The organism is Burkholderia sp. BCC1988, from assembly GCF_905339895.1.
Lineage (GTDB): Bacteria > Pseudomonadota > Gammaproteobacteria > Burkholderiales > Burkholderiaceae > Burkholderia.
On sequence record NZ_CAJPHA010000007.1, the window covers coordinates 226,660 to 244,942 of the forward strand.

15 protein-coding genes are annotated in these 18,283 nt (G+C 68.6%); 9 read left to right on the forward strand and 6 right to left on the reverse strand.

The features are described from left to right. Nucleotides 1-119 precede the first annotated feature (119 nt). Together U4012_RS12585 and U4012_RS12590 are read right to left on the reverse strand one after the other, a co-directional pair. On the reverse strand, nucleotides 120-1,331 hold the full coding sequence (locus U4012_RS12585) for a winged helix-turn-helix domain-containing protein (protein WP_321798892.1): 1,212 nt from the start codon (nucleotides 1,329-1,331) through the stop codon (nucleotides 120-122). A 347-nt stretch (nucleotides 1,332-1,678) separates the two neighbouring features. Beyond that, complete coding sequence (locus U4012_RS12590; RefSeq protein ID WP_257769226.1) at nucleotides 1,679-3,067, reverse strand: MFS transporter; 1,389 nt, start codon at nucleotides 3,065-3,067, stop codon at nucleotides 1,679-1,681. Here U4012_RS12590 and U4012_RS12595 point away from each other — a divergent pair. Both U4012_RS12595 and treA read left to right on the forward strand, forming a co-directional pair. Beyond that, the gene (locus U4012_RS12595; protein WP_185500302.1) at nucleotides 3,018-3,218 is read left to right on the forward strand and encodes a hypothetical protein; all 201 of its coding nucleotides are present in this window, start codon (nucleotides 3,018-3,020) and stop codon (nucleotides 3,216-3,218) included. The genes U4012_RS12590 and U4012_RS12595 overlap by 50 nt on opposite strands. 179 nt (nucleotides 3,219-3,397) lie before the next feature. Then, on the forward strand, nucleotides 3,398-5,113 hold the full coding sequence (gene treA / locus U4012_RS12600) for an alpha,alpha-trehalase TreA (protein WP_321798895.1): 1,716 nt from the start codon (nucleotides 3,398-3,400) through the stop codon (nucleotides 5,111-5,113). Nucleotides 5,114-5,202: 89 nt separating this feature from the next. Here the strand turns inward: treA and U4012_RS12605 are convergent, their stop codons facing one another. The 3 genes from U4012_RS12605 to U4012_RS12615 form a co-directional block, all read right to left on the reverse strand. Next, nucleotides 5,203-6,693, reverse strand: coding sequence for a carbohydrate porin (locus tag U4012_RS12605; RefSeq protein ID WP_321798897.1), 1,491 nt, complete (start codon nucleotides 6,691-6,693; stop codon nucleotides 5,203-5,205). A 112-nt stretch (nucleotides 6,694-6,805) separates the two neighbouring features. After that, on the reverse strand, nucleotides 6,806-7,075 hold the full coding sequence (locus U4012_RS12610; RefSeq protein WP_321798899.1) for a hypothetical protein: 270 nt from the start codon (nucleotides 7,073-7,075) through the stop codon (nucleotides 6,806-6,808). A 484-nt stretch (nucleotides 7,076-7,559) separates the two neighbouring features. Beyond that, nucleotides 7,560-7,889, reverse strand: coding sequence for a hypothetical protein (locus tag U4012_RS12615; RefSeq protein ID WP_321798900.1), 330 nt, complete (start codon nucleotides 7,887-7,889; stop codon nucleotides 7,560-7,562). Nucleotides 7,890-8,111: 222 nt separating this feature from the next. Between U4012_RS12615 and U4012_RS12620 the strand changes: the two genes are divergently transcribed. Both U4012_RS12620 and U4012_RS12625 read left to right on the forward strand, forming a co-directional pair. Next, complete coding sequence (locus U4012_RS12620; protein ID WP_321799058.1) at nucleotides 8,112-8,279, forward strand: hypothetical protein; 168 nt, start codon at nucleotides 8,112-8,114, stop codon at nucleotides 8,277-8,279. A 112-nt stretch (nucleotides 8,280-8,391) separates the two neighbouring features. Next, entirely contained in the window at nucleotides 8,392-10,038 is a 1,647-nt protein-coding gene (locus U4012_RS12625; protein WP_044847603.1) for an Nramp family divalent metal transporter, read from the forward strand. Nucleotides 10,039-10,125: 87 nt separating this feature from the next. On the opposite strand, the gene U4012_RS12630 is transcribed toward U4012_RS12625, so the two are convergent. Further along, nucleotides 10,126-11,031 carry a helix-turn-helix transcriptional regulator gene (locus U4012_RS12630; protein ID WP_321798903.1) on the reverse strand — a complete coding sequence of 302 codons (906 nt, stop codon included), beginning with the start codon at nucleotides 11,029-11,031 and terminating at the stop codon, nucleotides 10,126-10,128. 280 nt (nucleotides 11,032-11,311) lie between these two features. Between U4012_RS12630 and U4012_RS12635 the strand changes: the two genes are divergently transcribed. The 5 genes from U4012_RS12635 (at nucleotide 11,312) to sctD (ending at nucleotide 18,259) form a co-directional block, all read left to right on the forward strand. Continuing rightward, entirely contained in the window at nucleotides 11,312-12,145 is an 834-nt protein-coding gene (locus U4012_RS12635; protein WP_321798905.1) for a helix-turn-helix transcriptional regulator, read from the forward strand. A gap of 238 nt (nucleotides 12,146-12,383) precedes the next feature. Continuing rightward, complete coding sequence (gene sctV / locus U4012_RS12640) at nucleotides 12,384-14,597, forward strand: type III secretion system export apparatus subunit SctV (protein WP_321798907.1); 2,214 nt, start codon at nucleotides 12,384-12,386, stop codon at nucleotides 14,595-14,597. Continuing rightward, nucleotides 14,594-14,872 carry a type III secretion system export apparatus subunit SctS gene (gene sctS / locus U4012_RS12645; RefSeq protein ID WP_044847606.1) on the forward strand — a complete coding sequence of 93 codons (279 nt, stop codon included), beginning with the start codon at nucleotides 14,594-14,596 and terminating at the stop codon, nucleotides 14,870-14,872. The genes sctV and sctS overlap by 4 nt, the downstream gene beginning before the upstream one ends. Then, the gene (sctC, locus tag U4012_RS12650) at nucleotides 14,872-16,911 is read left to right on the forward strand and encodes a type III secretion system outer membrane ring subunit SctC (protein ID WP_321798910.1); all 2,040 of its coding nucleotides are present in this window, start codon (nucleotides 14,872-14,874) and stop codon (nucleotides 16,909-16,911) included. Before sctS ends, sctC begins: the two co-directional genes overlap by 1 nt. Next, nucleotides 16,892-18,259 carry a type III secretion system inner membrane ring subunit SctD gene (gene sctD, locus U4012_RS12655; protein ID WP_321798912.1) on the forward strand — a complete coding sequence of 456 codons (1,368 nt, stop codon included), beginning with the start codon at nucleotides 16,892-16,894 and terminating at the stop codon, nucleotides 18,257-18,259. The genes sctC and sctD overlap by 20 nt, the downstream gene beginning before the upstream one ends. The last annotated feature ends 24 nt before the right edge of the window (nucleotides 18,260-18,283 follow it).

The following is an 18,283-nucleotide window of genomic DNA, read 5'->3' on the forward strand; positions in this document are numbered from 1 at the left end:
GGTGGGCATGCGCGGCGGCGCCTCGATGCGTCGATGGGTCGATGCGTCGGCGCGTCGGTACGGCAACGGTGCCGGCGCGCGCGCAGGCGGCGGGCGAGCGGTCGCGCCGCCGCGGCAGATCAGCTGCCGAGCAGTGCGTCCGCGAGCGCTGGCGGCGCGTGCCCGACCGTGACTTCCGGCGTGCCATGCCACGCCGCCAGCCGTTTCACGGCCTTCGCGACGTCGGCCGCGAGCCCCGTGCCGAACCGCACGCCCGGCTCGACATGCACCGTCTTCAACTCGAACGTGCCGAGCGCGCGATGCGCTTTCGCGTCGACGCGCCCGATCAGCCGGCCGCGATGCAGCACCGGCAGGCAGAAGTAGCCGTAGCGCCGCTTGTGCGCGGGCGTATAGCACTCGATCGTGTAGTCGAACCCGAACAGCGTCGAGGCGCGCCGCCGGTCCCACACCACCGGATCGAACGGCGACAGCAGCGTCGTGACCGTCGAGCGCAGCGTGTCTGCCGCGGCGGCCGGCAGCAGCGCGTCGAGCGAGCGATGCACGTAGGCCGGCTCCTTCCAGTCGGCGACCTCCACCGGGATCAGCTCGCCTGCGTCCGCGAGCCGCTCGAGTTCCGCGCGGTACGAACGGCGCGGTAGCCGGTAGTAATCGGCCACCCAGTCGGCGCGCACGATCCCGAGTGCGCGGCACGTGTGGTCGAGCAGCGCAGGCAGCACCGCGTCGCGCGGCGGCAGGTCGCGCGCATCGTCCCAGTCGGGCAGCACGCGTTCGCGCACGTCGTAGATGCGCTGGAAATTGCGGCGCTCGGACACCATCAGGTGGCCGGTCGTGAACAGCACTTCCAGGTGTTTTTTCTCGGGCTTGCGGTCCCACCAGCCGTTGCCTTTCACCCCGTCTTCGCGGATGAAATCGGCGGACCGCACGGGGCCTTCGTCGCGAATCCGCGCGAGCAGCCGCTCGATCTCGGCGCGGTTCTGCGCGTGCCAGTCGGCCGCGTATTTCCAGCCCATCCCCGACGGATCGAGCATCTTGTAACGCATCAGCCCGAATTGCTCGACCGGCAGGAAGCACGCTTCGTGCGACCAGTATTCGAACAGGCGCGCCTCGGCGAGATGCTCGTCGAGCCACTGCGGGGCGAAGTCGCCGAGACGGCTGAACAGCACGAGATACGGACTGCGCGCGACGACATGAATCGTATCGATCTGTAACTGCGCCATCCGGCGGATCGTGTCGAGCACGTCGGCCTTGGTGGCCTTGCGGCGGGGCGGGGTCAGCAGGCCCTGCGCGGCGAGATGCAGCGCGCGGGCGGCGGCGAGCGAAAGCGTGAGCATCGGAGCGGCGGCTGAAGGTGGCGGTCGGGCACCACTTTAGCGCGAAAGCGGCGCACGTGTGCGACGCTTTCGCGCGACACGTCTGACAATGCTTGACAGATGCGCGGCGCGACTTTCCCTATAGTGCAGTCATGGCGCGACGAAATGTGCGCGCAACGATTCGGCTTCCGACGCACATATGTCCATGGCACGCAGGAAGCAGATCCGGGATTCTCAACCCCCAACGAGAGACCCGGAGCCCTGAGCGGACATCCATGCGGCTGTGCACCGGCCCCGTGTGGATGTCCGCTGATTTTTTTTGTTGTTTCGCTTTTCCGCCGCCTGCCTTTTCCCGCCAGCCAGCCCGTTCATTGCCGCTTGCCGCGCGCGACCTCGTCGCCGGCGCCGGGCGGCAGCCGCCGCGTGATCGGAATCGATGCGAACGAACACAGCCCGACCACGACGAACGCGGGCCAGAAATCCGACCACACCATCGTCTGATGCCCCTGCAGCCAGTGCGACAGGTGCAGCACGAGGCCGGCGACCGTCACGCCGAGGCCGAGCGACATCTGCTGCACGACACTGCCGAGGCTCGTCGCGCGGCCTGCATCGGCCTGCGAAATATCCGCGTAGATCATCGAATTCAGGCTCGTGAACTGCAGCGCGGGGAAGATCCCGCCGACCAGCACGATCATCCAGATCGCCCAGGTCGCCATGCCCGGATGGAACACGCCGTAGGCGGCGATCGCGAGCCCGGCGAACGCGGCGTTGTAGATCAGCACCGTGCGAAAGCCGAAGCGGCGCAACGTATGGGTGGCCGTCGAGCGGCTCACCGCGCCGCCGAGTGCCGATGCGCAGGTGATCAGCCCGGAGTGGAACGCGCTCATGCCGAGGCCTTCCTGCAGCGCGAGCGGCAGCAGGAACGGCACGGCGCCGAGGCCGATGCGGAACAGCGACCCGCCGACCACGCTCGCGTGGTAAGTCGGGATCTTCAGGAAACTGAGGTCGAGCACGGGGCGCGCCTTGCGGCGCGCGTACGGCACGTAGAGCGCGAGCATCGCCGCGCCGGCCGCGCACATCAGGAGCGCGTTGCCGCGCGACGTGAGCGCGCCGTCGATCAGCGTGAGCCCCATCAGCAGCAGCGCGGCGCCGCTCGCCGACAGCAGGAAGCCGAACCAGTCGAGCGGGCCGGGATCGGCCTCGTGCGTGTTCGCGATGTGCTTGCTCGCGAGGTAGATCCCGTAGATGCCGATCGGCACGTTGATGAAGAAGATCATCCGCCAGTGCAGGTAGGTCGTGATGAAGCCGCCGACGAGCGGCCCGACCGTCGGCCCGAACAGAGCGGGAATCGCGAGGTAGTTCATCGCGCGCACGAGATCGGAGCGCGGCACCGCGCGGAAGATGATGATCCGGCCGACCGGCACCATCATCGCGCCGCCGACGCCCTGCACGAAGCGCGCGAACGTGAGCACGCCGAGCGAGTTGGAGGCCGCGCACATCAGCGAGCCGGCGACGAAGATGCCGATCGCGGTGCGGAACACGGCGCGCGCGCTGAAGCGGTCGGCAAGCCATCCGCAGATCGGGATGAAGACGCCGAGGCCGACCACGTAGGCCGTGATCGCAATGTTCAGTGTGACGGGATTGTGCCCGAAGTCCCTCGCCATCGCGGGCAGGGCGGTGACGATGATGTTCGCGTCGACGCTTTCCATGAACAACGCACAGGCAACGATGAGCGGTGCTAGAAAGACGGGCGACATGGGCAGGGCGCGCGGTAAAGACGCCATTATGCCCACAATGTGGTCGTTGCGTCACGCGAGACAACGCTCGTTCCGCATGTTGCAACAGTCGTTCCTGTTAGCGCGCGTGGAAGAAGAGACGACCGCGCTGCCGGTGCGGTCCATGACATGACATATGACGCGCGCCCGCGGGGGCCGCCGCGAAACTTGCGTGCGATGCGCGTTTCGTGCGACAGTCGGAACTCATCCGCGGATGACAACGACGCGCATCGATCGACGGCCATCGAGACGAGCGCACGCGCGAACGAGACCCCTGCCGAACCGTTCATCATCGAAAGGAGGGGACACGTCATGACGTCACGTCGCGCCGCATCGACCGCATCGCATCCTGCCTCGCATCCATCCGTGCCCGCGCCGCGTCTGCGCTGGGCCGCCGTGCTCGCCGTCGCTTACCTCGCGGTTGCCGGCTGCGCCGCGCAGGCCGACAGTGCGAACCAGGCCGCGAACCAGGCCGCGATGCAGGCGGCCAGCCAGTCCGCCGCGCCCGCCACGGCGCCGGCTTCCGGCACGCTGCTGCCGCCGCCGAGCCAGCTCTACGGCGACCTGTTCGTCGCGGTGCAGACGGCGCAACTCTATCCCGACCAGAAGACCTTCGTCGACGCGACGCCCAACGCCGATCCGGCGACGATCGTACAGTTGTATCAGCAACAGAAGTCGCAGCCGGGCTTCTCGCTGAAGGCGTTCGTCGACCAGCACTTCACGCCGCCGCCGGAAGGCGGCGTCACGCCGCCCGCGAACCAGACGCTGCGCCAGCACATCGACTGGCTGTGGCCGCAGCTCACGCGCACCAGCACGACGGTGCCGCCGTACAGTTCGCTGATCGCGTTGCCGAAGCCGTATGTGGTGCCGGGCGGCCGCTTCCGCGAAGGCTACTACTGGGATACCTATTTCACGATGCTCGGGCTGCAGGTGTCGGGGCGCGAGGATCTCGTCGACGACATGCTCGACAACTTCGCATACCTGATCGACACGATCGGCCACATCCCGAACGGCAACCGCACGTACTACGCGAGCCGCTCGCAGCCGCCGTTCTTCGCGTACATGGTCACGCTCGCCGCGCAGGCCGAAGGCGACAAGGTCTACCAGAAATACCTGCCGGCGCTGCGCAAGGAGCATGCGTACTGGATGCAGGGCGAAACGACGACGCCGCGCGGGCAGGCCGCGCGCAACGTGGTCGCGATGCCGGACGGTGCGGTGCTGAACCGCTACTGGGACGCGAGCGACACGCCGCGCGACGAGTCGTATCTCGAGGACGTGACGACCGCGAAGGCCGTGCCGGATCGCCCCGCGAACGAGGTGTACCGCGACCTGCGCGCGGGTGCCGAGAGCGGCTGGGACTACAGCTCGCGCTGGTTCGGCGACGGCCGGACGCTCGCGACGATCCGCACGACGGCGATCGTGCCGGTCGACCTGAACAGCCTGATGTTCCATCTCGAGACGACGATCGTGAAGGGCTGCGCGGTCACGCGCGACTTCGCGTGTGTCGCGGATTTCTCCGGACGGGCGGCGCGGCGCGCGTCCGCGATCAACCACTATCTGTGGAACCGTCGCGGCTATTACGGCGACTACGACTGGCAGTTGCGCAAGCCGCGCGACGGCGTGACGGCGGCCGCGCTGTATCCGCTGTTCGCGGGCGTCGCGTGGCCCGAGCGTGCGAAGGCGACCGCGCGCGAAGTGCGCAAGACGCTGCTGCAGCCGGGCGGCCTCGCGACGACGACCGCGAACACGGGCCAGCAGTGGGATGCGCCGAACGGCTGGGCGCCGCTGCAGTGGATCGCGATCGACGGGCTGCGCCGCTACGGCGAGCCGGCGCTCGCAAAGGACATCGGCACGCGCTTTCTGGCCGACGTGAAGCATGTATATGCAACCGAAGGCAAGCTCGTCGAGAAGTACGTGGTCGAAGGGGCTGGCGCGGGCGGCGGCGGGGGTGGCGAATATCCGCTGCAGGACGGCTTCGGCTGGACCAACGGCGTCACGCTGAAACTGCTCGGGCTGTATGGCGAGTGACAGGCCGCGTGCATTGCATGCACGCACCTGAACGAGCACGGGCCGGATCGCCGCGCGCGGCAGTCCGGCCCGTGTCGCATGCGAGGGTGTCAGAACGTGACCGTCGTGCGCACGCCGACCACCGTTTCGTCGCCGATGCGCGCGCCGGCCGCGTTCGGGTCCGGAATGCCGCCGCCCGGCCGGAAGAAGTGCTGCAGGTCGGCCTGCACCTGCCACCACGGTGCGACCTGGTACTGGTAGGTCGCCTCGATCACCGTTTCCGCGCGCCGCACCGGATAGCCGGGCGTCGCAAGCCTGCCGGTGTCGCCGTCGAGCGCACGCGCGTGCGAGCCGATCTTCGCGTAGCCGACCGCGATGCCGGCCGTATCGTCGTCGCGGCCCTTGAACGGCGCCTTGAGCGTCACGCCCGCATTCGCCGCGAAATCGACGACGTTGCGATCGCCCGGCGCGCCCATCACGCGCGCGAACACGCCGACCGAGCGCGGGCTGTCCGCCGACGGCCGCCATACCATCTGATCCGCGACCGCATAGAAACCGTAGTTACCGCGATGCGTGGCGGGGATCCCGTTGCTGGCCGGATCCGCGAGCGACAGCCCGTCGGTGCCGACGCGCGGATCGTTCGCGTGCTGCGACTGATACCAGAAGCCGAGCTTGTACGTGCCGGGCAGGCCGGCCGGTTGCGGTGCCTTCGGGTCGGCGGGCGGCGCGTTCAGCGCGTACTGGAGTTCGCCGATCACGAACGCGCCGCTGCGCAGGTTGAAGTTGGTGCCGTGCGCGTTCAGCGCCTGCGCATCGCCGTCGCTGCGGCCGGCCGGGTTGCCGTCGAACACGCCGACCATCGCGGTCCACGCGTCGGCCGGCTTCACGCGCAGCCGCACGCCGAGCGACGACAGCGGATAGGCAGCGCCGCCGGCCGGCAGGTCGGTCGCCGGAAGCACGGGCCAGCCGAACGTCGCGTTCATGAACGTCGCCGCGTACTGGCTGACCATGAATTCCTGGTCGACGCTTTGCTGGCCGACCTTCACGTCGGCCTTGCCGGCGAGGAACGCCTGCTGGTACCAGAGCTCCCACAGCCGCGTGGTCGAATTCGCCTCGATGCCGGTCGCGGTCTGCAGCGTCTGCAAATAGCGCTGCGTGAGGTTGGTGCCGTGGATCTGCAACCCGGACACGTTGAACGTGCCGCCCGGCAGGCCGATCGCCTTCTCCGTATCGACGTTGAAGCCGAATTGCGTGAGGCCCTGGTAGGCGCCGCCGCGCTGCGTGCCGCCCGCGGCGTTGTACAGGTACTCGCTGGTTTCCTGCAGGTTCAGCGTGACGCCGTGATCGCCGAGCACGTCGCGCAGGCCGCCCATGTTGCCGAGCAGGTTCGACCGTTCCCAGAAACCGGTGGGGGCGGGCGCGGCAGCATCGGCGGCCGGTGCGGGGGCGGCGGCAGTGTCGCTGGCTCCGGCGGCCGGTTCGGCCGCGCTGGCCGGTGACGACGATTGCGCGAACGCAGGCGCGGCCGCGAGCGACAGCAACAGCGCGGCGAGCGCGTCGAGGCGCGCTGTGCGCGGCGCGGATGCGAAGCGATTTTTCATGCGGGCTCCATGATTCGAGTGATTGGTTTGGCTGAAGCAGTGAAAACGTGAAGCGATGGCGCAGGTGCGGGCGGCGGCGCGCGGGCATGCTGCGCGTTGCGCGCGCGACCCGTTACGACAGCCAGCCGCCGATCCGCCATACGTGCGAGAAGCCGAGGCGCGATGCGGTCGCACAGAGCAGCGCGACGAGCGCGACGGCGGCCGCCATCGCGCCGGCCAGCACGCAGTCGAGCGGGCGCGGTGCCGCCGGCAGGTGCGCGAGCGCGCTGCCGCGCCAGTTGCCGAACGTGTGGGCGAGCGGTGCAAGGGCCGAAGCGAACGAGCGGTCGGACACGACACGCGCGAGTTGCTTGAGTCTGACCATGAGCGATTGAAACAACATGACGTGCCTCCGTCCGGTCCGGCGCAAGCCGGACGACGTGATCGAGCACGGGTGCATGACGCGACCGGCGCTCGGCGGTTGGAACGTAACGGAGCGTGCGACACGGACGATCCGGCGATGCCGGCCCGGGAGGAAGCGCGCTAACCCGACGATGGCGAGCTAGCGGCGAAAGACATGCGCCTGGCTGCTATCTCGCGATGGCTTGGCCGGCCTGGACCGGCATCGAACTGCAACTGGAGCATGCGTCCACGAAGGGACTCCCTTGATGAATTGGGGCGGATTGTAGTCGCGAGTTTTGCTGCGGTGCAAGCAAAAAAGGCGGCGTTGCGCATTTCGCACCGCGTGCGCCGCCCCACCGGGGCCGGTCGATGCCCGCTGCGACCGCCCGCCGGCGGCGCGCGGCGACTGTTGCTCGCACGCATCGGCGGCGCGTGCGCGTCGAGGCGCTGAAAGGTTGCGGCGCGTCATTCCGGGCGCGATTCTTTCAGCTCGCATGAACCCGAAAAAATATTCCGTCAAGCCGGTTCCAAAGGGTTGACTTCCGTTTCGGCCGGTCCATAGAATCCGCCATCTTCACTCTTGGGGCCGCCGCCTTGGACGCCTGCAGTAGTCGATCTTCGAACGAAGTTTCCGCCTGAGCGACCGACGTCCGCGCCTCATCGAAGCCGCCGTTTGTCCCCCAGGCAAACGGTGCGCGCAGCAGTATTTCGCAGTAACCCCCTCGTGCACCCAGATTCGCGCCGGTCAGCGTGATGCGTTTGCGCATGCGCCATCCGGTTTCGCCGCCGCCCGGCGCGTGGCCGCGTTCGCGCATGCGTTTCGCATGCACCCGAACGGCGGCCCGCGCGCCGGGCGGCGGCCAACCGTGTTCTCCGGAACACCGCACAGGAGCCGCCATGAACGACAGTGACAGTTGTCCCTTATGCCCGTTGCACCAACAGACCCTTTTGAACCCGGGTCGCAGGGACATTCCGGCCAACTAGCCTGAGACGTCGTTCAGGCCCCGGACTGGCCCCGCACCCACCACGCGGCCGGCATGCATGCCGCTGCCGCCAGGAGCCAGACCATGAACTTCGGCCTTCTGCTGTCGAATCTTCCGCAAGTCACGCGATCGCATCCGCACTACGACGCGATGCCGATGCTCGACGCCCGTCCGCGGGTGTTTTCCCGTTTGTTCAACCGGTTGAAATCGCTGCTTTGCTGAACTGAAACACCGAGCGCGTCTCGGCATGCGCGCGCGGGCTCCGGGCTCGTTACGCGTGCGTATTCCAAGACCACACGCTTGACCGAAAAAAACCAGTCGTACGGAATTCATCATGTCCACGCCATCCAACGTCTCTCCACCGATCGCCGTCGAACGCAGTGCCGTGCTCGACGAAGCCCACCTGGGCGACATCCGCGGCGCGCTCGGCACCATCGCGCATCACGACACCGCCGCGCGCGGCACGTGGTGGGCGCGCCTGCGCACGCTGCTCGCGATCATCGGGCCCGGCCTCATCGTGATGGTCGGCGACAACGACGCGGGCGCCTTCGGCACCTATACGCAGGCCGGCCAGAACTACGGGACGACGCTGCTGTGGACGCTGCTGCTGCTCGTGCCGGTGCTGTACGTAAACCAGGAAATGGTGCTGCGCCTCGGCGCGGTCACGGGCGTCGGCCATGCGCGCCTGATCTTCGAGCGCTTCGGCAAGTTCTGGGGCGCGTTCAGCGTGATCGACCTGTTCCTGCTCAACGCGCTGACGATCGTCACCGAGTTCATCGGCATCACGTTCGTGCTGGCTTTCTTCGGCCTCCCGAAGATCGCGGGCGTGTGCGTGGCGGCCGCGCTGACGATGGCGGCCGTGAGTACCGGCGACTTCAGGCGCTTCGAGCGGTTCGCGATCGTGCTGTGCGTGCTGAGCCTGCTGCTCGTGCCGGTGCTCGTGTCGATCCACCCGCCGGTGGCGCAGATGTCGCGCGACTTCTTCGTGCCGAACTGGCCCACGCACGCGAAGCTGTCCGACGTGATGCTGCTCGTGATCGGCATCGTCGGCACGACGGTCGCGCCGTGGCAGCTGTTCTTCCAGCAGAGCTACGTGATCGACAAGCGCATCACGCCGCGCTTCATGAAGTACGAGAAGGTCGATCTGTGGATCGGCATCGCGTTCGTGCTGATCGGCGCGGTCGCGATGATCGGCTTCAGCGCGGCGCTGTTCGGCGGCCATTCGGAAGCGGGCAACTTCAGCGACGCGGGCGGCGTGATCGCGGGCCTCGAGAAGTATGCGGGCCGCACCAGCGCGACGCTGTTCGCGGTCGCGCTGCTCGACGCGTGCATCATCGGCGCGGCGGCGGTGTCGCTGTCGACCGCGTACGCGATCGGCGACGTGTTCAAGATCCGTCATTCGCTGCATCGCGGCGTGTCCGACGCGAAGGGCTTCTATCTTGTCTACTTCGGGATCGTCGCGGCCGCTGCCGCGCTCGTGCTGATCCCGGGCAGCCCGCTCGGCCTGCTGACCGAAGCGGTGCAGACGCTCGCGGGCGTGCTGCTGCCGAGCGCGACGGTGTTCCTGCTCGTGCTGTGCAACGATCGCCAGGTGCTCGGCCCGTGGGTCAACTCGACGAAGCTCAACATCTTCACGGGCGCGGTGATCTGGGTGCTCGTGCTGCTGTCGATCATCCTGACCGCGTCGGTGATGTATCCGGACATCAGCGGCGAAGCGATCATCGACGTGCTGGTCGGCGGAACCGTGCTCGCGATCACCGGCTATCTCGCGACGGTGCTGATCCGCCGCAACAAGCGCGTCGTCGAGCCGGGCATCGATCGCGCGCTGCGCGCCACCTGGCGCATGCCGCCGCTCGACACGCTCGAACCGCAGAACATGACGGTCGCGACGCGCGTCTGGATGGCCGTGCTGCGCGGCTATCTGGTGATCGCGGTCGGTCTCGTGATCGTCAAGGTCGTGCAGATGACGCTGCTGAAGTAACGCCGTTCGAGACGTCATCGCCAGGTGTGCGCACATGCCGGCCCGCGAGGCCGGCATGTGCGTTTACGCGGGCAGAGCGCGCGCGCGTCAGATCAGCTCGAGCTTCGACGTCAGGTACGTGAGCTGGATCCGGTTCGCGACGCCGAAGCGCTTGCGCAGCTTGCGCAGGTGATAGTCGACGTTGTGCGCGCTGGTGTCGAGGCGCCGGCCGATCTCCTTGTCCGACGCGCCTTCCGCGATGCCCAGCAGCAGTTCCTGCTCGAACGGCGTGAGCCCGTTCACGGCGCGTTCGCGCGACGTCGCGATCAGTTGCGGCGACGCGAACTTGTGCACCGACAGCCCGATCGACAGCGCCTGCTCGATCGTCGCCGGCGTGATCCACTCGCGCGTGCGGCGCGGCGCGGTGAAGCTCATGAACGCGTGCAGCCGCGTGCCGGGCACGGCCATCGAATACATGATGCCGCTGCACATGCCGTCGTCCTGCATCGTCTGCAGGAAACCGTCGAGCGCGGCCGGGCTCACGCACGGGCCGCCGTCGCGCTCGCGGTGTTCGCGGCGCAGCTGCTGCAGGTCCCACACGATCGGCATGTTGCACACGCGCGCGTCGAGCGTGCGCGGATCGATGTCGTGATGGTTGTGCCGGACGTAGTCGCCGCGATAGGTGGGCGGCGTGAACGCCTCGTGCAGGTAGAGACTTTCGACACGCTCTCGCGAGAATTCGAGCGCGAAATACGCGAACGTCGAGAAGCCCGTCAGGTGCAGCAGGCTGGTGACGATCCGGTTGCGTTCGGCGGTGCTCTGCGCGTGCGCGAGCGTATCGGCGACGCCGAGCTTCGGCGCGTGCGGCTGCGCGATGTCGTCGCGCTTGACGTCGTCGCACCAGACGACCTGCACCGGGCGCGCTCTCGACGCGTCGGCACAGGCGACCGTCCGCCGCGGCGGACGGGGCAAGGTTGGGGCGACCGCTTCTTCTTGCAATGCAATATCGGACATGAGCCATCCCTCGGAATCGACGCGCATCGCGCAGCGGCAGCCGTGTCGTGCACGGTGCCCGCGACGATGCGATCGAGCATCTTTATGATTTGCGCCGATCGTCATCCAGACGAAACGCGGGGGCATTGTACAAAAATGCCTGTATGCGCGTAATATGCCGTAATACTAATTCGGGCGAAAGGTTCATATTCGCACCGGTATAGAGTCGACCAGAAAATCATAAAGAAAAGACCAAATCGTGACGGGGCAGGTTCACATATTGGGAAGGGGTGGGCTCCTCATGACATATGCTGACGACGCGCCACGCGTCGAGTGGTTCTCGCAAGCCGATATCGCGGCCGCTGCCGCTTATTCGAAAGAAATTCATGCAATGGAGCGCGACGTTTTTACCGGCATTCAAATCGCGCCCGGTAAATCCGACCTCGCTTCCGTCGATTTCTCCCAATGCCATGCGCGCTTGCGGCAAATCGGTTTCAGCACGCTCGGCTACGGCGCCTACGAGATGATCGGGCGGCGCATCCTGTGCGCGCATCTGCTGCGCGACCTCGCGCCCGCGACGTTCATGCAGCCGTATATCGAGGGCATGCTCTACGAGAGCGACCCGCGTTTCGCGCAGGTGCGCAGCAGCGGCTTCCCGGTCGCATGGCGGCTCGACGAGATCGAGTCGGCCGCGCAGGGCAGCGGCGACCGCAAGGTGCTCGCGCTGGCCGGCCATCTGCGCGCGCATGCAATGAACAGCGGCGTGATCTTCAGCCTGTCGGCGCCGCGGCTCGACCTGCGCGTTGCCGTGAACGTGACGTCGGAAGCCCACGGCACCGAATGGATCGACGATCGCGTGATCGGCGGCGCGCTGTCGGTGAGCCTCGCCGTGCATCGCGTCGCGCTGCCGTTTCTCGAGGCGCGCATCGCGCGCATGCGCGGCTTCGCGCTCGGCGACGAGCAGCAGCAGGTGCTCGACCGGCTCGTGCACGGGCTGTCCGACCAGGAGATCGCGAGCGCGCTGCGCACGTCGCTGCACAAGGTCGGTCACCATATCCGCTCGCTCGAAAAACTCTTCAACGTGCAGAACCGCGCGCAGCTCGCGTATCTCGCCGCGCGCCGTCTGGAGTCCTGACCCTGTCTCCCCGCGCGGCGCCAGCCGCGCGATGGAAGCGGTTCCGGCGATGCGCGCGCGCAGGCGCCGCCGGGTTTCGTAGTCCGATCCGATCGTCACCGGAAAACGGCTGCGACGCTACGAGGCGCATCCCTTTTTACGCGGTTGCGCGTCGCTACACTCGTCCCATTCAACGGTCCGCGCGACGCGGGGCATGACGGCCCGCGCCCGCCGGCGACAACGACAGGACGACGGCACGATGGCAGAACCGAAGGCGCTCCCTCGCGACTGGCAGCGGATCTTTTCCGCCGGCCGCAGCGTGTCCGGGCGCCGTCTCGGGGCATCGCCGCGCGCCGACCTGTTTCTCGCCGCGTTCATCGTGTCGGTGGTCGCGCTGTTCATCCTGCCGCTGCCGCAAGCCGCGCTCGACGGGATGATCTCGCTGAACCTCGCCGCGAGCGTCGTGCTGCTGACGGTGTCGACCTACGTGCCGTCCGCGGTCAGCTTCTCGTCGTTTCCCGCGCTGCTGCTGTTCACCACGCTGTTCCGGCTCGCGCTGAACATCGCGTCGTGCAAGCTGATCCTGCTGCACGCGAACGCGGGCCACGTGATCGACGCGTTCGGCCGGCTCGTGGTCGGCAACAACGTCGTGGTGGGCGGCGTGGTGTTCCTCGTGATCGCCGTCGTGCAGTTCATCGTGATCGCGAAGGGTTCGGAGCGGGTCGCCGAAGTCGGCGCGCGCTTCTCGCTCGACGCGATGCCGGGCAAGCAGATGAGCATCGACGCGGACCTGCGCGCGGGCATCATCAGCGCCGACGAAGCGCGCGAGCGCCGCGAGAAGCTCGAACAGGAATCGCAGATGCACGGCGCGATGGACGGCGCGATGAAGTTCGTGAAGGGCGATGCGATCGCGGGCCTCGTGATCGCGTTCATCAACATCGTCGCGGGCATCGCGGTCGGCACGCTGATGCACGGGATGGATATCGGCGAGGCGCTGCAGCGCTACGCGATCCTGACGGTCGGCGACGGGATGGCGTCGCAGATCCCGTCGCTGCTGGTGTCGATCGCGGCGGGCATCGTGACGACGCGCGTCGCGACGCGCGACACGCGGCAGCGCCAGCTCGGCGAACAGCTGGGCGAGCAGCTCGGCGCGCATCCGCGCGCGCTGCTGATCGCGGCGCTGGTGCTGGCCGGGTTCCTCGTCGTGCCCGGTTTTCCGAAATGGTCGTTCGCGCTGATCGCGCTCGGCCTCGGCGCGTTCGCCTTCACGCAGCTCAAGCGCAAGACGACCGCGCCGAGCTTCAACCTGATTCATATCGCGGGTCGCATCGGCGCGACCGACGACGGCCAGCCCGCGAAGGTGTCGCATGCGGCAGGCGTCACGTCGCTGATCGCGGTGTCGCTGTCGGACGACCTGCGCACGACGCTGAACCTCGCGCAGCTGCAGACCGCGCTGTCGAGCGCGAAGGCGCGCGTCGACGCGGACATCGGCACGGTGTTTCCACGCATCACGCTGAACGACGACGAAGGGGCGGCGGCCGGCACGTACCGGATCTATCTGCAGGACGTGCTCGCCGCGCAGGGCGCGCTGAAGCCGGGCTGGCTGCTGTGGGACGGCGTCGCGCCGCTGCCGGAGCGCGCGGAGCGCCAGCCGGCCGAGGCGTTCGGCCCGTTCGCGACCGCGCTGTGGATCAAGCCCGACGGCGCGGCGCCGGACGGCAAGTGGCTGACGAGCGAAGGCGCGCTCGCCGCGCACGTCGAGCAGATCGTGCGCCAGCATGCGGACGAGCTGCTCGGCATCCAGGAAACGCAGGCGCTCGTGCACCTGGTGCGCCGCGAGCATCCGGAACTCGTCGGCGAACTGACGCGGCTCGTGCCGCTGCAGCGCGTGACCGAGGTGCTGCGCCGGCTGCTGGCCGAGCAGGTGCCGATCCGCAACCTGCGCGTGATTTTCGAAAGCCTGATCACGTGGGCGCCGAACGAGCCGGACGACGTGATCGCGCTGGTCGAGCTGGTGCGCGTCGACCTGCGCCGGATGATCACCGATCGCCATGCGGGCGCGACGCGGCAGCTGCGCGTCGTGCTGTTCGAGCAGAACCTGCAGGAGCGGATCGAGAACGCGGTGATGCGCACGAAGCAGGGCAATTTCCTCGCGCTGTCGAGCGCGATCAAGCAGGACATCGGCGAACAGGTGCGCGCGATCGTGCAGGCCGCGACGGCGGCGCAGCCGGCCGGCGCGGGCGGTCACGGCAACCCGCCGGGCGCCGCGCGGCTCGCGGTGATGGTCGCGCTCGGCGCGCGCCGCTACGTGAAGACGATTTTGCAGCCGGTGCTGCCGGAACTCGCGGTGCTGTCGTACCAGGAGGTCGAGGAGGACGTGCAGCTGCATACGGTCGGCTGGGTGAAGAACCCGCCCGACGACGGCACGCTCGGCGCGGGTGCCGGCGTGCGTGCGCCGGGAGTCGTGCAATGACGAGCTCGACGATCCTCGACCTGACCCGGCAGGCGCTGATGCTGGTGCTGCTGCTGTCGCTGCCGATCGTGCTGATCGCCACCGTCACCGGCCTCGTCGTCGCGATCCTGCAGGCCGTCACGCAGGTGCAGGACGCCAACCTCGGCATCGCGGTGCGGCTGATCGCCGTGATGGTCGCGCTCGTGCTGCTGTCGGGCTGGCTCGGCAGCGAGGTGCTGCGCTTCGCGCAGCAGGCGCTGGAACGCATGTTCGTTTCTTCCACAGGAGTGTCTTGATGCGTCGACGCGTCGCCCCGATCCGGTTTCAACCGCGCCGCCTGCAACGGGCCGCGCTCGCCATGTGCGCGACCGCGCTGCTCGCCGCGTCGCTGTGCGTGACGGTCGCGCAGCCGGCGCGCGCGGCGGACCTGCGCTGGCGCAACAAGCCGTTCACGATCGTCGCGAACGGCAAGAAGATCGGCGACTTCATTCGCGAGCTCGCATCGTCGCAGGGCGTGACGGCCGTGGTCGACCCGAAGGTCGACGGCGTGATCAGCGGCCGCTTCTCGGGCACGCCGCAGCAGACGCTCGACACGATCTGCTCGACCTACGGGCTCACGTGGTACTACGACGGCTCGTTCCTGTACGTCGACCCGGCCGACCAGTCGCAGACGCAGATGATCCCGATCCCGCCGAACGCGGCCGGCGAGATCGGCCGCGCGCTGCAGGCGATGCAGATTCCCGACAAGCGCTACACGCTCGTGATCAACGATCGCGCGAACAGCGTGTACGTGGCGGGCCCGCGTCGTTACGTGGAGCTCGTGCGGCAGGCGGTCGGCTCGGTCGGCGATCCGTCGGCGAACGGCGCGCATGCGGACATCCGCGCGTTCCGGCTCCGGTACGGCTGGGCGTCCGACTTCACGATCAACCGCTCGGGCAAGGAAGTGACGGTGCCGGGCGTCGCGACGATCCTGCGCCGGCTGTTCGGCAAGGGCGGCGGCACGAGCGAGCTGCCGTCGAGCACGCCGCTCGGGCAGGCCGCGCGCCAGGTGAAGCTCGGCTCGGGGCTGACGATCGCGGTGCCGCGGCTCGACTTCCCGGACATTGCCGGCGGCCCGCGCCAGGGCGGCTATGGCGGTGCCGACAGCGCTGCCGGCGGTGTCTCGCCGTTCTCGAACGGCGGCGGTGGCGACACGCTGCCGCAGATCGTCGCCGATCCGGCGATCAACGCGGTGATCGTGCGCGACCTGCCGGAGAACATGTACCGCTACCAGTCGCTGATCAACCAGCTCGACGAGCGGCCGCGCATCGTCGAGATCAACGTGACGATCATCGACATCAACGAGGATTCGCTCGACAGTCTCGGGATCGACTGGCGCCTGCACACGACGCACGGCGACGTGCAGATCGGCAACGGCGCGAATCCGCTGAACGGCAACACGCAGTACAACGGCGCCGGCAATCCGCCGCTGACGTTCGGTGTCGGCGCGTCGGAGACGGGGCAGACCGGCACCTTCATGCCGACCGGCATCGCGCTGACCGCGTCGATCGGCGGCTCGCTGCGCAACTACCTGCTCACGCGCGTGAACGCGCTCGCGCAGAAGGGGCAGGCGCAGCTGCGCTCAAAGCCGAAGGTGCTCGCGCTCGACAACACCGAGGCCATTCTCGAGAACCTCACGCAGTTCTACGTGCAGGTGCAGGGCTACCAGGATTCGTCGCTGTACAGCGTGACGACCGGCACCAGCATCAAGGTCACGCCGATGATCGTCGACGAGGCGATCCGCAACGCGGCCGCCGTGTCCGGCAACCCGCAGAGCGTGATGATGTCGATCGACATCCAGGACGGCAACATCGTGCCGGGCCAGGCCGTGTCGAACGTGCCGGTGATCCAGCAGCGCAACATCGTCACCAAGACGATGATCGACGAAGGCAAGAGCCTCCTGATCGCGGGCTTCAACGACGACGAGGTGCGGCTGAACAAGAGCGGCGTGCCGTGGCTGTCGGACATCCCGCTGATCGGCAACCTGTTCAAGTACACCGACAAGTCGGGCAACCACATGGAGCGGTTCTACCTGCTGACGCCGCGCGTGGTGACGACCGCGTCGATGTACGCGCCGGACGGCTCGCCGGTGAACCCGGGCGCGGACGGGCCGGCGGGTTCGAACGGCACGTCGATGTATCGCCCGCCGGACAACGACATCGCGGTGCCGCTGACGCCCGCGCCGCTGCCCGGCACCAAGTTCGGCCCGCCCGCGCTGCCGCCGCCGAAGGATTCGGCGGCGCAGCCGGTGGCGACGACCGCAGGAGCGTCCACCCATGTCGACGACCATCATTGACCCGCACGGCGACGGCGCATTGTCCGGCGGCACGGCGGGCGTCGCGGCCGGGGCGCCCGCGCTCGCGTCGCCGTGGAACCTGTGCTTCCTCAGCGGGCCGATGTACGGCCGCACGATGTCGCTCGCGCGCGGCGCGAACTGGGTCGGCACCGCGGCCGACTGCGAAGTGATCCTGCCCGATCGCGAGATCGGCGCGAAACAGGTATGCCTGCAGGTCGGCGCGCTCGCGGTGACGGTGCAGAACCACGGCGGCGACGGCGGCGCGCCGGTGCTGTTCAACGACGCGCCGCTCGGCGCGGGCCGCCGCTCGATGACGCCGCAGGACGTCGTGACGGTCGGCTCGATCAAGCTCGGCATCGCGCGTCATGCGCAGGCGAGCGTCGCGGTGCCCGACGAGGCCGACGCGCCGGACGCCGCGCGCGAGGCCGCGTGGCTCGGCTGGCTCACCGGCGGGCTGCGCCGCCTCGGCAGCCGGCGGCTCGTGATCGCGGTCGTCGCGCTGTGGATCGGCGTGCTGCTCGGCGCGCTCGGTTACGGCTTCGTCGCATGGTCGGGGCGCCTGCCGTGGCAGCACGAGTCGGTGCTCGCGCGCACGCACCGGCTGCAGCAGCTGCTGCACGCGTATCCGGAGCTCGCCGTCGCGCCGCGCGACGACGGCGTGATCGTGTCGGGTTACGTGAGCGATCCGGCCGCGCGGGAACGCGTCGCGCAGATCGTCGCGGGCGTCGACAACGCGGCGCTCGGCAACCTCTACGTGGTCAGCGATCTCGTCGCGACCGCGCAGACGTATTTCAGCGACACGGCGCTGACGGTCACCTATCTCGGCCGCGGCCGGATCGAATTGGCGGGGGCGGCCGAGCGCGCGCAGATCGAGCCGCGTATCCGCAACTACATGAAGGACGCGCGTCCGGCGCTCGAGGTGGTCGACCACGTGCGCGACGCCGATGCGGCCGCGCCGCGCACCGCGACGACGCTCGGCGGCGTCGCGGGGATTCCGGAGATCACGACGGTGTTCGCGGGCGACGGCGACCAGCGCTACATCGAGACGGCCGACGGCAGCCGCTATTTCGAAGGCGCGCGGCTGAAGGAAGGGCCGACCGTGGTGTCGATCGGCCCCGACGAAGTGGTGTTCGAACGCAATGGCCAGCGCATCACGATGCCGCTCGGCGGTCCGTCCGCGAGCGCGCCCGAGCGGGCATCGGCGCCGCCCGTGCCGCCGCTCGCGAGCGGCGCGGCGGCCGGCGTCGCACAGCCGGTGCCCGGACCGGCGTTGTTGCCGGATGCGCCGGCGGTACCGGCCGCACCGGCAGTTGCCGCGGCCGGCGCATCGAAGGCGGCGGCGCACTAGCGCCGCGACAGGACTTGCGCATCG

Bases quoted from the DNA above. Each gene is read 5' to 3' on its own strand.
- sctV (WP_321798907.1), top strand. From the start codon at position 12,384: ATGGCAGAACCGAAGGCGCTCCCTCGCGACTGGCAGCGGATCTTTTCC.
- sctC (WP_321798910.1), top strand. From the start codon at position 14,872: ATGCGTCGACGCGTCGCCCCGATCCGGTTTCAACCGCGCCGCCTGCAA.
- U4012_RS12585 (WP_321798892.1), bottom strand. From the start codon at position 1,331: ATGCTCACGCTTTCGCTCGCCGCCGCCCGCGCGCTGCATCTCGCCGCG.
- treA (WP_321798895.1), top strand. From the start codon at position 3,398: ATGACGTCACGTCGCGCCGCATCGACCGCATCGCATCCTGCCTCGCAT.
- U4012_RS12595 (WP_185500302.1), top strand. From the start codon at position 3,018: ATGAACAACGCACAGGCAACGATGAGCGGTGCTAGAAAGACGGGCGAC.
- U4012_RS12630 (WP_321798903.1), bottom strand. From the start codon at position 11,031: ATGTCCGATATTGCATTGCAAGAAGAAGCGGTCGCCCCAACCTTGCCC.
- sctD (WP_321798912.1), top strand. From the start codon at position 16,892: ATGTCGACGACCATCATTGACCCGCACGGCGACGGCGCATTGTCCGGC.
- U4012_RS12590 (WP_257769226.1), bottom strand. From the start codon at position 3,067: ATGTCGCCCGTCTTTCTAGCACCGCTCATCGTTGCCTGTGCGTTGTTC.
- U4012_RS12620 (WP_321799058.1), top strand. From the start codon at position 8,112: ATGCATGCCGCTGCCGCCAGGAGCCAGACCATGAACTTCGGCCTTCTG.
- U4012_RS12635 (WP_321798905.1), top strand. From the start codon at position 11,312: ATGACATATGCTGACGACGCGCCACGCGTCGAGTGGTTCTCGCAAGCC.
- U4012_RS12625 (WP_044847603.1), top strand. From the start codon at position 8,392: ATGTCCACGCCATCCAACGTCTCTCCACCGATCGCCGTCGAACGCAGT.
- U4012_RS12605 (WP_321798897.1), bottom strand. From the start codon at position 6,693: ATGAAAAATCGCTTCGCATCCGCGCCGCGCACAGCGCGCCTCGACGCG.
- sctS (WP_044847606.1), top strand. From the start codon at position 14,594: ATGACGAGCTCGACGATCCTCGACCTGACCCGGCAGGCGCTGATGCTG.
- U4012_RS12615 (WP_321798900.1), bottom strand. From the start codon at position 7,889: ATGCGCGAACGCGGCCACGCGCCGGGCGGCGGCGAAACCGGATGGCGC.
- U4012_RS12610 (WP_321798899.1), bottom strand. From the start codon at position 7,075: ATGTTGTTTCAATCGCTCATGGTCAGACTCAAGCAACTCGCGCGTGTC.